Source organism: Cyanobacterium sp. (assembly GCF_054166785.1).
Genome location: NZ_JBSZCP010000037.1, coordinates 22,589 through 39,107 on the forward strand (window position 1 = coordinate 22,589; position 16,519 = coordinate 39,107).

General features: G+C 38.1%; 11 protein-coding genes. 4 read left to right on the forward strand and 7 right to left on the reverse strand.

Going from position 1 to position 16,519, the window contains the following annotated elements:
- Positions 1 to 89: 89 nt before the first annotated feature.
- Positions 90 to 812, forward strand: coding sequence for a GTP cyclohydrolase I FolE (folE, locus tag ACXITR_RS07285; protein WP_457996576.1), 723 nt, complete (start codon positions 90 to 92; stop codon positions 810 to 812).
- Positions 813 to 852: 40 nt separating this feature from the next.
- Here folE and ACXITR_RS07290 read toward each other — a convergent pair whose 3' ends face one another.
- The 4 genes from ACXITR_RS07290 to uvrA form a co-directional block, all read right to left on the reverse strand.
- On the reverse strand, positions 853 to 1,020 hold the full coding sequence (locus ACXITR_RS07290; RefSeq protein WP_457996577.1) for a hypothetical protein: 168 nt from the start codon (positions 1,018 to 1,020) through the stop codon (positions 853 to 855).
- 35 nt (positions 1,021 to 1,055) lie between these two features.
- Positions 1,056 to 1,913: a CIA30 family protein gene (locus tag ACXITR_RS07295; RefSeq protein WP_457996578.1), complete on the reverse strand. Its 858-nt coding sequence runs from the start codon at positions 1,911 to 1,913 to the stop codon at positions 1,056 to 1,058.
- Between the two features lie 123 nt (positions 1,914 to 2,036).
- Positions 2,037 to 6,512, reverse strand: coding sequence for a PAS domain S-box protein (locus ACXITR_RS07300; protein WP_457996579.1), 4,476 nt, complete (start codon positions 6,510 to 6,512; stop codon positions 2,037 to 2,039).
- 83 nt (positions 6,513 to 6,595) lie between these two features.
- Positions 6,596 to 9,367, reverse strand: a complete 2,772-nt coding sequence (gene uvrA / locus ACXITR_RS07305; protein ID WP_457996580.1) for an excinuclease ABC subunit UvrA — start codon at positions 9,365 to 9,367, stop codon at positions 6,596 to 6,598.
- Between the two features lie 414 nt (positions 9,368 to 9,781).
- On the opposite strand from uvrA, the gene ACXITR_RS07310 reads away from it, so the two are divergent.
- Positions 9,782 to 11,146, forward strand: a complete 1,365-nt coding sequence (locus ACXITR_RS07310) for a hemolysin family protein (RefSeq protein ID WP_457996581.1) — start codon at positions 9,782 to 9,784, stop codon at positions 11,144 to 11,146.
- 102 nt (positions 11,147 to 11,248) lie between these two features.
- On the opposite strand, the gene ACXITR_RS07315 is transcribed toward ACXITR_RS07310, so the two are convergent.
- Positions 11,249 to 11,674 (reverse strand): thiol-disulfide oxidoreductase DCC family protein, encoded by a 426-nt coding sequence (locus tag ACXITR_RS07315; protein ID WP_457996582.1) that lies wholly within the window; start codon positions 11,672 to 11,674, stop codon positions 11,249 to 11,251.
- Between the two features lie 72 nt (positions 11,675 to 11,746).
- Between ACXITR_RS07315 and ACXITR_RS07320 the strand changes: the two genes are divergently transcribed.
- Positions 11,747 to 12,439 (forward strand): GDSL-type esterase/lipase family protein, encoded by a 693-nt coding sequence (locus ACXITR_RS07320; protein ID WP_457996583.1) that lies wholly within the window; start codon positions 11,747 to 11,749, stop codon positions 12,437 to 12,439.
- Between the two features lie 120 nt (positions 12,440 to 12,559).
- Positions 12,560 to 13,636 (forward strand): Gfo/Idh/MocA family oxidoreductase, encoded by a 1,077-nt coding sequence (locus ACXITR_RS07325; protein WP_457996584.1) that lies wholly within the window; start codon positions 12,560 to 12,562, stop codon positions 13,634 to 13,636.
- A 16-nt stretch (positions 13,637 to 13,652) separates the two neighbouring features.
- Here the strand turns inward: ACXITR_RS07325 and bchM are convergent, their stop codons facing one another.
- Both bchM and ACXITR_RS07335 read right to left on the reverse strand, forming a co-directional pair.
- On the reverse strand, positions 13,653 to 14,351 hold the full coding sequence (bchM, locus tag ACXITR_RS07330; protein ID WP_457996585.1) for a magnesium protoporphyrin IX methyltransferase: 699 nt from the start codon (positions 14,349 to 14,351) through the stop codon (positions 13,653 to 13,655).
- Positions 14,352 to 14,416: 65 nt separating this feature from the next.
- Positions 14,417 to 16,507 (reverse strand): AAA family ATPase, encoded by a 2,091-nt coding sequence (locus tag ACXITR_RS07335; protein WP_457996586.1) that lies wholly within the window; start codon positions 16,505 to 16,507, stop codon positions 14,417 to 14,419.
- Positions 16,508 to 16,519 lie beyond the last annotated feature (12 nt).

Below are 16,519 nucleotides of genomic sequence, written 5' to 3' on the forward strand. Positions count from 1 at the left end.
CCATCTTTAAATCAAAATCTAACTTTGTTTAGCTATTTTGTCGATAGTTAACCCAAATAAAACCATACAGTAATCTTATAACTTTAATCATGACAGTATTTTCCAACGGTTCTGACTCTCTTAAAGAAAATTCTCTAAACTCTCAATCCATTGTTACTGAAGTATTCAACAATGTTGGCAGTCGTCCAGATCGCAACACCCACGACGGCAAAGAAGCCCAAATTCAAGCCATCAAAGAAGAAAACAAACAAAAAATGATGGATTCAGTACATCAAATGCTGGAGTGTTTAGGAGAAGATCCAGAACGAGAAGGATTACTAAAAACCCCCAAAAGAGTCGCCGAGGCAATGCAATTCCTCACCCAAGGCTACAGTCAATCCCTTGAACAGCTTGTGAATGGGGCTATTTTTGATGAGGGTCATAATGAAATGGTCTTAGTCAGAGATATTGACTTTTTCAGCCTTTGTGAACATCATATGTTGCCTTTTATGGGAAGAGCCCATGTTGCTTATATTCCTAATCAAAAAGTGGTGGGATTAAGTAAACTTGCCCGTATCGTAGAGATGTATTCCCGTCGTTTACAAGTACAAGAAAGGCTCACCCGTCAGATTGCCGAAGCCGTACAAACCATCCTTGACCCCCGTGGCGTTGCCGTAGTGATGGAAGCTAGTCATATGTGTATGTCTATGCGTGGGGTACAAAAACCAGGTTCTTGGACTGTTACCAGTGCTATGATCGGTGTTTTCCAAGATGAGGATAAAACCCGTGAGGAATTTTTGAACTTGATTCAACATCAACCTCGATTCAGATAATTTTTTTAGGGCGAGGCGATCGCCCTTTTTTTTATTCAATTTAGCCCCACAAGCCCATAATTGTTTGGTTTAAGATAGATAAATCTTCTATGGGTGCTGGTATCATCGCCCCCCGTGAGTCCAACAACTGTACTAAAACTAGGTAAACAACCCCTAGCAGTACCGACATAATTCCCGTAATTACCGCCACTAACTTTTTTCTTTCCATGGTTGGTTTAATTATTTTTGTAAACTGATTTATAGTTAAAGACTTAAATCTTCTAGTCCTTCAACATAGGTTCTTAAAAATGAACTATGTAGGTTGATATTTTGCCATTGACTAGGACTACCCATCAGGACAATTTGAGGCACATTTTGCGCTCCGTAAGCCTTAATAGATTCGATTTCGAGGGCAAAGCTACCCGCTTCAAAAGTAGGGTTATAACCTCCGTCATATTCAAATTTACTAAGCATTAATTGCATAGAATACATTTGGCTAGAGTCGAATTTATCAGCTTCTGGAACAGTTTTTGCCCTGAATACGGGTATTAAATCATTAAAATTGATGTCAATAATATTATCATTTCCATCGGTATCAAAGGAATAACAATAACTTAAGCCGTCCCATTTTCCCTCGCAACGGGTGATAAATTTGTAGCGTTTACCATCTCCTTTCACCTTTAAACGGATGCCTTGATAGGTTGATAAATCCCAAGGTTGAGGAAAGTTTTTTGTCCTCACTGAAGCAAAACCTCCGTTATTGGCGGTGGAAACCATGCCACTAAATACTATATTTTGATTACCAATTTTGACATCACTTTCACTTACTCCCCCCATAACAATGTCATCCACGGCTCCCCATAGGTTTTTGATTTCTGGGGTGGGTTGATGGAAGTCGAAAAGGATGGTTTCTTCTGGTTTTAGGTTATTATTAATTAGTTCAAATAATTCTTGATTATTATTTTCTGGAAAACAGACTATATTAGTAATTCTTTCTAGTATTGATATGTCTATATTTTCTAAATTTTTTATAGTTTGATAATTATAATTTTGTTGTTTCAAATAATTAATTATATTGACTGAAGAGTCATTCTGGGAGGGAGTTACTAAAATTAAATTCATTGCTATATCAGGTTTATCTTTGCTGGTATTTGAAGGGTTTAAAAATGTTTTTATACAGTTGATCCAAGGAAAAATATCGAAATAATTAATGGTTTTCCATATTCTTTTTATTTCCATTTTATTTTATAGGTATTGACTAATAATTTGGTTAAATTCATCGAGGACGATGGGTTTACTTAAATAATCATCCATTCCTGCTTCTAGGCAACGCTCTTTTTCTCCTTTGATCGTTCCTGCGGTGAGGGCAATAATGGGGGTATGGTGGGTTTCTATGGTTCTGATGGTGCTGGTGGCTTCATAGCCGCTCATGACGGGCATTTGAATGTCCATTAGGATTAAATCTGGGTTGTGTTGTTGGAATTTTTCGACGGCTTCTTGTCCATTTTTGGCGGTGATAATGGTGCTATGGGCGATCGCCTTTTTGACCAAAATTTTAGTTAAAGTTAAATTAACCCGATTATCTTCAGCAATCAAAATTAGAGGATTATCAACGGAAATCTTTTTTGTGTCCGTCAAACTATTATCTGTCACCTCCACGGGAGTATCAACTTTTTTGAGCCTGAGATGGGCTAAAGTCGAGTATAGCTGATCAATATTAATGGGTTTATTATGTTGACTTTGAATGCTCAACTCCTCACAAGCCAAATTAATGTCTCGGTCATTAGCTACACTATGTAATAAAACAATGGGTAAACGAGTAGAATCAATGGCAAAAGAATGTCGAATAATTCGGATCAAATCTAAACCATTACTATCGGGTAAACTATAATCAATGATTGCCCCCTCATAAACTTCGGGATTATCCTTCAGAATTTGTTCAGCGGAAGCACAATCATAAACCACATCACAGACAATATTCTTGCGTAGTAACATTTGTCTGAGAATATCGCAGTTATTGATATTATCATCCACAATTAACAAACGTTTAATGCCCCCCAAGCCCTCATACTCAATTTCTTCTCCCATATTGGTTTTTAGTTGCACCGTGAAAAAGAAACGACTACCTTTATGGGGCTCACTTTCTAACTGTAACTGACTACCCATTAAAGCCAATAGTTTATTAGAAATGGTTAAACCTAATCCTGTACCTCCATATTTTCGGGTGATGGAATTATCTTCTTGGGCAAAGGCTTTAAAGATATTTTCTTGCTTTTCTGGGGTAATGCCTGGGCCTGTATCTCTTACGGAAAACTCAAGATTAAAAATTAAATTATCATCCTCTAAGGGTTGTAATGCTTCTGAGTAGGGGATTTCAATGCGATCGCCCATGGTGATTTTTAATTCAATTTCTCCTTTTTGGGTAAATTTAACCGCATTACCGAGGAGATTAATTAAAATTTGTTTTATCCGAATTTCATCCAACCAAGCAAAACGGGGTAATTCTGGGGAAATATTTAAAAGAATTTCAATATCTTTCTTGGCAACCTTGAGACGAATTATATCAATTACCTCAGAAGCCATGCTCCAAAGGTCTATTTTTTGATAAGAAAGCTCGAGTCTTCCCGCTTCTATTTTGGAAAAGTCGAGAATATCATTAATTAAATCCAACAGAATGTTACCCGACTGGTTGACTAATTTGAGATATTTTGTTTGGGTGGCATCAAGATTGGTTTCTAATAATAATTCAGAAAAACCAATTACACCATTTAAAGGGGTACGAATTTCATGGCTCATATTAGCTAAAAATTCTGATTTTGCCTGATTAGCTAATTCTGCTTGTTGCTTGGCTATATTTAAATTTTCTTCAAGGCTTTTTCTTTCCATGGCGCTGGCAATATTATCGGCAAAACTCTGTAACAATGCCGTTTCTCCTTCTGTCCATTTTCTTTTTTGTTGACAATCATCAAAGCCAATAAACCCTGTTAATGTTTCTTGATAAAAAATAGGAATATAGATAAAAGACTTAATGTTTTGTTCTTCTATCAAAGATTTAAAAACTAGGTCATCTTCTATGTCATCGGTCAATATTTGAAAAGGTTTTCCCGCCAATAGTATCTCTGAAGCCAGAGGAAAAGCTGAAAAGGGAATATCATTCAACTGAGGATTCTTCGTTATGGGGGGTCGTTCACCGGCATAATATTCATATTCATGATGGCATATTGGTTCATTTTCCCCCTGTTCAACGGTGAAATAGTATGCTTGATCTGTTCCGATGGCATCACATAATATTTCTAGGGAAAGTGCGATCGCACCTTGTACATCATCATTAATCAACAACTCCTTAGTAGCCAAGGAAATAGCCGAGAGCATTTTTTCCTTTAGTTGTAAATTTTTATTAGCTTTTTGAATTTTATTTTTAGTCAATTTTTGACGAGTAATATCAAATATAACTCCCTCTAAATATAATATTTCTCCCCGCTGATTATAAACCCCTCGGCCCTTATCAGAAACCCATATCACCTTGTTGTTAGTGGTTATCAGCGCATATTCCACCTCATAACTGGTATTAGCAGAAATCCCCCGATTAATAGTTTCACGTACTTTTTGTCGATATTTAGGATGGATAACATCGTATAAGTTAATGCGATTATCTATAAAATCTTGAGGATAATAACCCGTTAACCGTTGAATTTCATCACTAATAAATAAGGTTGTATAACTACTATCATTCAAACATTGATAAGCCACCCCCGATATATTCGCAATCAAATTTTTAACTTTATTTTCACTTTCTGCCAAAGCAATTTTAGTTAATTGACTCTCGGTAATATCTGTAGTGATGCCATCTATTCTGACAATTTCTCCTAAATCATTTTTAATGTGTTTACCCTTATTAGAAACCCATTTAACACTATTTTCAGGGGTAATGATGCGATATTCTACCTCATAACTACCCTCGGTTTCTAATTTTTCCATAATAAAGGAATTTATATCTTGATCATCAGGATGTATTACCTTGTACCAATGGGAATTATCTTTCATCCACTCCTCCACAGGAATCCCATAAAGTTCCTCTACTGAAGGGGTAACATATAACATTTTTTGATCAGGATAACTCACTGACCATACTACCTCACTAAGAGAACCCAAGATGCTTTGTAATTGTTCTTTTGTAGTTAATAACTCCTGTTGTGCTATTTTACTTTCCGTGACATCAGTTTGAGCGCCAAACCAAAACCAGTTTCCATGCTCATCCTGTTGAGGTTGGGATTTTATCTGCATCCAGCGCACCTCACCGTTAATAATAAATCTGACGGTTTCATCAAAAGGAGAACGACAAATTCCCGCTTCATAATTTTTAGCCATGAATAAATCTCGATCATCAGGATGAATTTTATCAATAGCTAATTGAGGATTTTCTAACACATCTTCTGCTTCCAAACCATTCAACTCAGACCAATAAGGACTAACATAAATAAATTTAAAATCCTGTGTTAACTTGAAAATACCCATAGGTATAAAAGAGACTAATTGATTAAATTCTTCTGTTTTTTTAGCCAGTGCAATTCTATTTTTTTTCTCCTCATCAATGTCCTGAAAAGAACCATAAATACGACGACCTTTACCATCCCTAAAATCACCTTCCACCATCGCCTTAACCCAGATTTCCTTTCCCGTAGCCGTCACCAACTGCACCTCAAAAGCAGAGGAATCACCATTCATAATTGCCCCTTCTACCGCCTTTGTCACAGTGTCTCTACTTTCTCCTTCTCGATAAAAGTTAATAGCATCCTGTAAAGTAGGTTCAAAATCTAGGGGTAACTCATGGATAATCTTGGTCATATCAGTCCATTTGACTGTATCATTTTCTAAATTAACTTCCCATCCCCCAACCCTTGCCAAAGAGCTAGTTTGTTCTAAAAATTCTTTAGTTAAATTTAATTCAATTTGATCATTTTTTATGTCACTAATATCCTTAACGGTGGCACATAAATATAAAACATTATTATGAATATCATTTATGGTATAGTAGCTTACTAAAACAGGAAGAAAATGACCATTTTTATGTTTAAAATTTAGTTCAATATTTTGATTATTTAACTCAGTCTTAGCATCACAAAAAATACTATTAGAAAAATCTATATTTTCATCCCCCCAATATGCAAAAGGAGGATATTTTCCCATTAGTTCATCTCTACTAAATCCAGTCATTTGGCAAAAAGCAGGGTTAACGTCTAAGGTTTCCCCTTGGGGAGATAGCACCACAAAACCATCGGGCAAATTTGTAATCATAGAGTTAGAAAACTGTTTTTCTTGTTGTACCCTTTCTTCCCTAAATTTTCTGTCTGTAATATCCCTTGCTAAACTGTAAATTAAACCATCACAAACTTGAGCTTTCCATTCCAGATAATGATATGTGCCATCCTTATGACGACATCGATTTTCAAAACAATTAATATATTTTTCCGTCGTTAGTTTCGAGAGGATAGCAAAGCTATTTTCTCTGTCGTCGGGGTGTACCAAATCACTAAAATTATTCCCCTCCAATTCTTCTACGGAATAACCTAGCACTTCCTCCCACGCAGGATTTAACTCTAAAAAATAGCCATCTAAATCGGTAATACATAATAAATCCAATGCTAAGGAAAAAAAACGCTCTAAATTATGTCGTCTTGCATTTTCAGAATTTTTGTTATTACTCGATTCCTCAACATTCATTAGTTTCTTGATATTACCTAAACCCTTTCTTCTTATTTTACTCCCAGTTTCATCTTATGAACATTTTTGTTTATTAATTAAATTCAGAGCATTTTTTTTAAATATTTTGCCAAATAAGATTTTTTAGACTTAGCAATATCTTCAGGGGTACCCATGGCAACTAATTCTCCCCCTTTGTTGCCCCCTTCTAAGCCTAAATCAATAATCCAATCAGCGCACCTTATCACATCCAAATTATGCTCAATGACGATGATGGAGTTGCCCTTATCTGCTAATTTTTGCAACACATTTAGAAGATGGTGAACATCATAAAAAGACAATCCTGTGGTAGGTTCATCAATTAAATATACTGTTTTTCCTGTGGCACGGCGAGATAATTCCGTGGCGAGTTTTACCCGTTGCGCTTCGCCCCCCGAAAGGGTAGGGGCAGATTGTCCTAGTTTTACATAGGTTAAACCCACATCTACGAGGGTTTGTAAACGATTTACGGCACGGGGGATATTTTCAAATACCTTCAGGGCTTCTTCCACCGTCATATCTAACACATCGGCGATGGAATACCCTTTATATTTTACCTGTAGGGTTTCTCGGTTATACCTTGCCCCTTTGCATATATCGCATTGCACATAAACATCGGGTAAAAAGTTCATGGAGATGACGTTCACCCCTTGCCCTCCACAGGCTTCACACCTTCCCCCTTTGACATTAAAAGAAAATCGCCCTGCTTTGTAACCCCTTGCCTTGGCTTCGGTGGTTTGGGCAAACATTTCCCTAATTACATCAAATACCCCTGTATAGGTGGCAGGATTGGATCGGGGGGTGCGTCCGATGGGGGATTGATCGATTACAATGACTTTATCAACGGCTTCTATGCCCTCTAGGCTATCTAGTTGTTTGGGGAAGGGGGTATTGCGTTGTAGGTGATGTTTGAGGGCTGGATATAGTAATTCGTTGATGAGGGTGGATTTTCCTGAGCCTGAAACCCCTGTGATGCAAACAAATTTACCGAGGGGAATTTGTACATCAATATTTTTTAGGTTGTTACGGTGACAGTTTTTGAGGGTTAGGAAGTTACCGTTTCCTTCCCTTCTGGTGTCGGGTATCTCAATTTTTTTTCTCCCTGATAGGTAGGCACTGGTGAGGGATTCTTTGGATTTGAGGAAGTTTTTATAATCTCCTTGATAGACGATTTCCCCGCCATGGACTCCTGCCATCGGCCCAATGTCCACTATATAGTCTGCGCTCTTGATTGTGTCTTCGTCATGTTCTACAATGATTAAAGTATTGTCAAGATCTCGTAATTTTTTGAGGGTCTCTAAGAGGCGATCGTTATCTCGTTGATGTAAACCGATACTGGGTTCGTCTAATACATATAATACCCCCGTTAATCCTGAGCCAATTTGGGTGGCAAGGCGAATGCGTTGGGCTTCTCCCCCTGACAGGGTCATGGCGGTACGATCTAGGGTAAGATAGTCTAAACCGACATCGAGTAAGAATTGTAGTCGGGCTTTGATTTCTTTGAGGGCTAATTCTCCTATCTGGGCTTGTTTGGGGGTGAGTTGAATATCATTAACTTGCTTTAAGCATTCACCGATGGAGACGCTGGTTAAGTCGTGGATGTTATATTGTCCTAGTTTGACGGCGAGCGCCTCGGGTTTTAATCTTTTACCGTGGCATACTTCGCAGGTTTGATGTTCGATGTATTGTTCTAGTTTTTGTTTGATTACTTCGGAGTTACTTTCGTGGTAGGTTTTTTCGAGCATGGGAATTACTCCCCGATAGTAACCGTATTGGATTTGTTGAATTTCTTTGTCTCCGTAAAGGATGATATGTTGTTGTTTTTCGGTGAGGGTATGCCATTTGTCGCTTAGTTTGAAGCCGTATTCCGTGGCTACATATTCGAGGAGAGAGGTATAGTAGGGGTTTTCTTTGTCTGCCCAAGGGGCGATCGCCTTTAGAACGATGGCATCAGGATCTGGTACAATCAAATCGGGAGAAAACTGCTTTAGACTACCTAAACCATGGCAATGACTACAGGCGCCATAGGGGGAATTGAAGGAAAATAAACGGGGAGATAATTCTTCCATTACTGCGCCATGGGTTGGACAGGCAAAATTTTCTGAGAAAATGATAGTTTCTTCCTCTTTACCGACAATTTCTACCATGGCTACCCCCTCAGCAATTTTTAAACAGGTGGCTAGGGAGTCGGCTAACCTTTCTTGAATGTTGCCCTTGACCACGAGGCGATCGACCAGTACACTTATATCATGTTTTTTAGAAGATTTTAGCTCAATGTTATCCCCTAACTCCCTAATTTCTCCATTAATTTTTACCCTCACAAATCCTTGGGAGCTTAAACTAGATAGTAATTGATGATGATTGCCCTTTTTCCCCCGCACCACAGGGGCGAGTAAATGTAGTTTAGTTTTTTCAGGTAGGGCTAAAATGCGATCGCACATTTCATCAATGGTTTGAGGGGCGATGGACTGACCACAGATTGGACAATGGGGTTCTCCTGCCCTACCATAGAGTAACCTGAGATAATCATAGATTTCCGTAACCGTGCCTACCGTTGAGCGAGGGTTATGGGATGTGGATTTTTGGTCAATGGAAATGGCGGGGGATAGCCCTTCAATGCTATCTACATCGGGTTTATCTAGTTGCCCTAAAAACTGTCTGGCATAGGCACTCAACGACTCCACATAACGCCTTTGCCCTTCTGCAAAAATGGTATCAAAAGCAAGGGACGATTTTCCGCTACCCGATACCCCCGTAAAGACAATTAACTGATTGCGAGGTAATTCTAAATCGATATTTTTGAGGTTATGTTGTCTGGCGCCACGAATATGAATCATGAGTTAATGGGGGATGGGGAATGGGCAATAGGGAAATTTTCAGGTAAGATTATTTTAGCCATAATTATAGGGACTTAGAAAAGCCAAGCCCCTAACGGTTGATTGTTGATTTAGGTATATGATACCGTATAACGCAAAGCCCAGAATAGTGGATAATCAATAATAAATAATGGCGTTGGTGAATTAAGGTATGATTTTTAGTTTAGTTCGGCAATGGGCAATAGTAATAATAGTTCTAGGATTATATATTTACTGTAGTTTAATACTGTTACATACCCAAAATAAGCAACACCATAAATAAATAACTAATCATCTAATCTTTTTTACTTAGTAAAAACATACAATTTTGTTTCTACGGCGCTTCATTAAAACATTTTTTAACCTATCCCTAATTATTCTCCATCCCTAACGTAAATGAGTTTGCCTGACATTGGATTTAGATTCCTCGCCATATTTTCCCTCATTGCCATCAACGCCTTTTTTGTGACGGGGGAGTTTGCCATAGTTTCTGTGAGGCGATCGCGCATTAATCATCTAGTATTAGAAGGAGATATACCCTCCCAAACCGTCCAAACCCTCCAAAAAAGTTTAGACAGACTTCTTTCTACCACCCAACTAGGCATCACCCTTTCTAGCCTTGCCTTGGGATGGATTGGGGAAAGCACCATGGCACAAATATTACAATCATTTATCATCGCCCTACCCCTATCCCCTAATGTTCGTCAAATACTAATCCATTCCGTCTCTATTCCCCTCTCTTTTATCCTGTTAGTATATCTACAAATAGTATTAGGGGAATTATGTCCTAAATCCTTTTCCCTGCTATATGCCGAAAAATTAGCCCGACTCCTTGCGCCCCCCATTCGGGTAATCGGTACAATTTTCAAACCCTTTATTGATATTCTCAATCAGTCCACCAAGTTTTTACTCCGTTTATTTGGGGCAGAATATACAGGGCAGGGGTGGTATAAACAAGTTACCCCCGAAGAATTGCAGCTAATCATCCGCACTGAAAGGGAATCATCGGGCTTAGAAGCCGAAGAAAGGGAGTTACTCAGTAATGTGTTTGAATTTGGGGATGTGGAAGCCATGGAAATCATGACACCCCGAGTCAACATTGATTATTTATCCTTTGATTCCACCTATCAAGACTTAATCGAAGAAGTGGCGAAAACTGGACATTCCCGTTATCCCGTTATTGGGGAATCGTTGGATGATATTCGGGGTATTATCAACCTCAAAGACTGTGTTTCTTTTTTGGGAAAAAATGATAAGGAATCAGGGGAAAATAATTATCCTAATCTCTCCGAAAGTAAGTTAAATCAACCCATAAAAGACTTGATTCGCCCTGTGAAGTTTTTGTCAGAGTTTACTCCCCTAAGTGAGTTACTCAATGTGATGCAAAAATCACGGTTAAAAATGGTTATCGTGGTGGATGAGTATGGGGGTACTGCGGGGCTTGTTTCTATGCAAAATTTGATTAATGAAATTTTGGGTAATGAGGAAAAAAGTATCACCAATCAAGAGTCGGAAGTTACGGTAATTGATGAACAAAATTTCTTGGTTTCTGCCCAAATTAACCTCGAAGAGTTAAATGATTTACTCGATTTTAATTTACCTCTCACGGAAGAATATACTACCCTAGGGGGCTTTTTAATCTATCAGTGGCAAAAAATTCCTACCATCGAGGAAACCCATGTTTTTGATAATCTTGTTTTTACTATCGCTGATATGGATGGCCCTAGGATTAATAAAATTAAAGTTACCATTAGGGATTAGCGGGTAACTTTAGCGGTGATTTCTCATGGAGGTAGGTAATGGGTGATAGACTTAAGCCCATTGTTCGTTTTATGAATATACTTTATCTTTAGGGATTCGGTATCATTTGATGTTACAGAAGGCTTTTTCTTTTTCCTTGATAACTTTTGCGAGATTAGGGCGCCCAGATAATTGGAGACGATATTTTGCCCAAATGCCGTAAATTTGGTCAGCTAACCAACCGATAACGGGTATTTTGGTAATGGCATATATCCACCCCATACCCAATATTTCATAAACTCTGCGAAATACTTCCACATTGGTAATGATAGTACCATCCGCCATAATGGCGTGAATTTTTCCCATGGCAGTAGCGTAGTCAATATTTTGATTGGCTTCGGGGGAATAGTCAGGGGAGGAAATATCTACAAAGGCAACTTTACCCCTACCGTTATCTTTTTTCTTGAGAAAATTTACTTCTTTGACACAAAAAGGGCATTCTCCATCGTAGAGGAGTTTTATTTGGTAGGAGGAATTATTATTTGACATGGGTGGATAAACTTATTAAGATTTGTAAATTGGTTGTAAAATCATGGTAACTAAAAAAAAATTAGATTATCAATGCAAACATTCGGGAATCGACAAACTATTCAATTTAAGCCCCAACCTCTAAAAGTCATTGCCATTGGTGATAGTTTGATTTATGGCTATGGTGATACGGAAGGAGGTGGATGGGTTGAGCGTTTAAAGCGTCGTTGGATGTATGGTGAACAGGAACACGTGTTGTATAATTTGGGTATTAGGGGCGATCGCACTTCCCAAGTAAAAGAAAGATTAGGGCTAGAATATAAATATCGTGGAGAATTAAGAAATCGCTACCCCGATAGAATTATTATCTCCGTAGGTGTCAACGACTCCCCCAGACTAGGACGCAAAGCAGGAAGAAATCTCACCGATTACGATAAATTTTGCCAAGACATAGAGGAGTTGTTAAACCAAGCCCAACAACTGTGCCCAGTTTTTTTTATTGGCATGATACCCGTCAATGAAGAAAAAATGCCCTTCCTAGACTGTTTTTATTATAATCGTAGGGATCAATATCGTTACAAAGAAGCCACCAAACAAGCCTGTAAAGCCCTGAATATTCCTTACCTAGATACCTTCGACTTATGGACAAGTAGAGGAGAAAACTGGATTAAAAATCACCTTTGTGAAGATGGACTACATCCCAATGTACAAGGTTATAAATCTATTTATCAAGACATTAGCCAATGGCAACCCCTACAATTAATGATAGAAAAATACTCCCATTAAAAAGCGGTATTTCAACTGCCACGAAAAAAATTTCCAAAAAACCAAGGTAACTATGATAGTATCTGAGGTAAATTTAAAAAGAAATTAACTTTAAAAAATCTGGTGTTGAGGAGTAACAAAATGAAATATCAAAGACTAGAAAATATTCCTAGCCCTCGCCAACATAACAATCCTTTACAAATTGGCGTGATTGGGGTGGGTAATATGGGGCAACATCATACCCGTGTCTTAAGTCTCCTCAAAGATGTAGAATTAGTCGGCATTGCAGATGTCAACGTGGAAAGAGGTTTAGATATTGCCAGTAAATATCGCGCCCGTTTTTTTGATAACTACCTCGAAATGTTACCCCATGTAGATGCCGTTTGTATCGCCGCCCCCACCAGATTACATCACCAAGTAGGCTTAGACTGCTTTAGGGCAGGAGTCCATGTATTGATGGAAAAACCCATCGCCGCCAGTATCGAAGAAGCAGAATCTTTAGTTAATGCCGCCGCCGAAGCCAATTGTATTCTCCAAGTAGGGCATATCGAGCGTTTTAACCCCGCCTTTCAGGAATTGAGTAAAATTCTTAAAACAGAAAATCTCCTTGCCCTCGAAGCCCACCGTATGAGTCCCTATTCCGATAGGGCAAATGACGTTTCCGTAGTGCTGGATTTGATGATTCATGACTTAGACTTGTTTTTAGAATTAGCAGGGGCGCCTGTTACCAAATTAAGTGCCACGGGTAGCCGCGCCGCCGAATCTCAATATTTGGACTATGTCACCGCTACCCTCAATTTTGCCAATGGTATCGTTGCCACCGTTACCGCTAGTAAAGTAACCCATCGTAAAATACGTCGTATCACCGCCCATTGTCGTCAGAGTCTTACGGAAGCCGACTTTCTTAACAATGAAATTTTAATCCATCGTCAAACCACCGCTAACTATACCACCGATTATGGACAAATTCTCTATCGCCAAGATGGTCTAATCGAAAAAGTATATACTAGCAATATTGAGCCTCTCCATGCCGAATTAGAGCATTTCGCCAGTTGTGTTAGGGGGGGTAATCAACCCTCCGTGGGAGGGGAACAAGCCCTAAAAGCGTTGCGTCTGGCGAGTTATATTGAGCAGTTAGCCCTTGATGGCAAAGTTTGGCAAGATTTTTCCGTTAACCTAGAAGAGATTAATGGTGGAGTTGTGGTTACTCCCCATTAAGTAGGGTGCGCTTTTATTATCTAACGGCTTCTAACAGACGAGAATAATAAAAACTGGTGCTAGTCATTTCTTGGCGTTTGATGTTAAAACCATTATCATTAAGAATTTTAATAATATCTTCCTCTTTATGTTGATAAGCCCTAGTGGTTTTACTTGGGCCCGGAAAAAACTCACCAATTTTCTTTAAAATAGTTAAAAAGGGAGTTTTGGGTGCAAAACTTAAAATCAATCGAGACTTTGCCAAGGAAGCAAGATGGCTAATCATTGCAGCGGCATCTTCGGTGGGATAGTGAATAAGTACATCTAAACAAATAACGGTGTCATACTCTCCCCGAATAGACTCTAAGTCTTGCACCGCTAACCTAACGTTACGGGGATTTGTCATTACCTGTTTAATTTTTTCGGCGGCTTCTCCTACCATTTTGGCAGATATATCACTGGCGAAAACCGTTGCCCCATCTTGGGCGAGGGGAATGGTTAAACTACCCACTCCACAACCTGCATCGCAGATAGATAGTTGGGAAAGATTACCGTCATCTTGTAACCACTTTACTACTTTATCGATGGTTTGTTGATGTCCTTGCCTAATATCTAGCTGTACTTTGTTTACTGTACCATTGCCATAAATATTACGCCAACGTTCAAACCCTGTGGCATTAAAATATTCTTTGACGACTTTTTTATCATCAACTTTGTTTTTTAGTGTAGTTGTCATGGTAATTTTTGCGGTTTTTAATTATTTCTCTGGGGATGTGATAATTGCGGATACAATCCTTTAATTTACCAGAATTTCTCTGGGATTGTCACGGGTTGTGATACTTCTATTATTTCAGTATATTCAAATTGATTATCACTTTTTTTGACGAGGGGATATTGGTTACCATATAAGGTAATGTAGTCTTCTTGGCAGTCTTGTTTTGGTGAGCGATAAACTAAGACATATTGACGATGGATATAGTTATCCATTTCTTTTTCTACTTCAATTCTCCATTGGGTTTTGGTGACTAATACCACCAGTTGATTGGCTAGTTGGGGAATCGCTTTGGCTACTTGGGTGCGATAGATTTCGTCTAAACTACCGAAGGGGGAATCCATGATGATGGGAAATTCATGGGTGGAGGGTTGGATGATACTGTTTTCTTTTGACCATTGTTTTACCATGTCGATGATAGCACCGATAAAGGAAAGGCTAAGAATTTGATTTTCCCCGGTGGAGGCGGCAACATCTAGGGGCATACCTGAGGTATTTTCCATGAGGTTTAATTCGTAGTTTTCGTTGAGTTGTGGTTGGTAAGGGGTAAAGGAAATTGAGCTAAATATTTCTTGTAGTCTTTTTTCGAGGGCAAGACGAAATTGATTTTCTAGTCTGATTTTGACTTCTTGGAGACTTTTTATGGATTCTTCGGTGGCGTTAATTCTTTTTTGGGTGAGTTGATATTTTTGGGCTTTTATTTCTTGTTTTTTGATGGTTTTTTCAAGGTTTTTTATGTCTTCGCTGATGGTTTCTATTTGTAGGTTTGTTTCTCCTTGATTGAGGGTTAAGTTTCGGATATGTTGTTCAATGTTATCTAATTCTTTTTGGGCTGATTGAATATTTTTATCGGGATATATTCTTAGTTTTTCGTTTATTTTATCGATTTCATTTTCTATGTGGCTTAGTTTTTCTCGATATTCCCCTATTTGATATTGATATTGGTCAATTTCTTGGTATATATTCTCAGGATAGGATTCGATGGTTTTTACTTGGGTATCTAAACGGATGGCTTCTTCTTCTATTTTGGCAACCCCTGCTTTATTCATCCATTTTTGCACTTCTTGGTAGGGTTGATTTCCTTCTATTAATTCTGTACCACAAATACAGCGATTTTGTTCTAGTAAGTGGTTAACAAATTCTTTTTTTATTCCGCTGGGTAGTTGTCCTTTTTCCCTTAGTTTATCTACTATACTATGAAACTGGGCGATCGCCCCTTGAAGATAAATTAAATAACCTTGACGGGAGATAATTTTTTTTATTTTCTGACGATGGGTTACTAATTGACTACGATAATTTTTAGCATCTTGAGATAATTTATTTCTAAGGGTTTCTAAGGTTTTAACTTCACCCATGGCTAATAGTTGATGGGATATAGCTTGTTTATCTTCTGCTAGTTTATTTAAACGGGAAATAATTAATTGATTTTGCTTCTCTTGTGTTTCTTTTTTCTGCTCTAATTCTCTTTTTTGTTTGATGGTTTTTTTTACTTCTATATCACCGAGGGAAGACAATTCATCTTGTAAACTTTTCCGTGCATTTTTGAGATGGATTATTGCTCTTTCTAATAACCTTACGCCAATTAATTCTTTGGTATCTTCTGCTATCTTTTTTCTTTCCCCAGAGCGAAAAATCTGCTCAATTTGCTCCCCGTCAAAGAAGAAATATTGATGTAAACTACTGGGTAAAATTCTTTCAATAATATCCTCTGGTTTTTCTTGGGGATATTTCCATGTACCATCATCGGCCATTACCATCATGGAGAGAATTGAGGGGCTGGTTTCTAATTTATTTTGAGTATTTCTACACACTAAACATTTTCTTTTTAACTGATAGCGAATATAATTATGGTCAAATACAATTATGACTGAACATTCAATATTTACGCCCTTTTCTACTTCGTTAATAGCTTTTTTGTTTATTAGTAAATGAGGGGATGAAAAAGCAGGGGTAAACTTTTCGTATAGTACCCACGTAAAGGCATTTAATAGGGTTGTTTTACCCGCACCGTTGTTACCATGAATAATAGTTGTGTGTTTCTCTCCTCCACTAAAATAAATAACGGGAGTTTCTCCATAAAACTGTCTAAAATTATTAGTTTGTAAAGAGATTAGTTTCATTGAATATTCTGT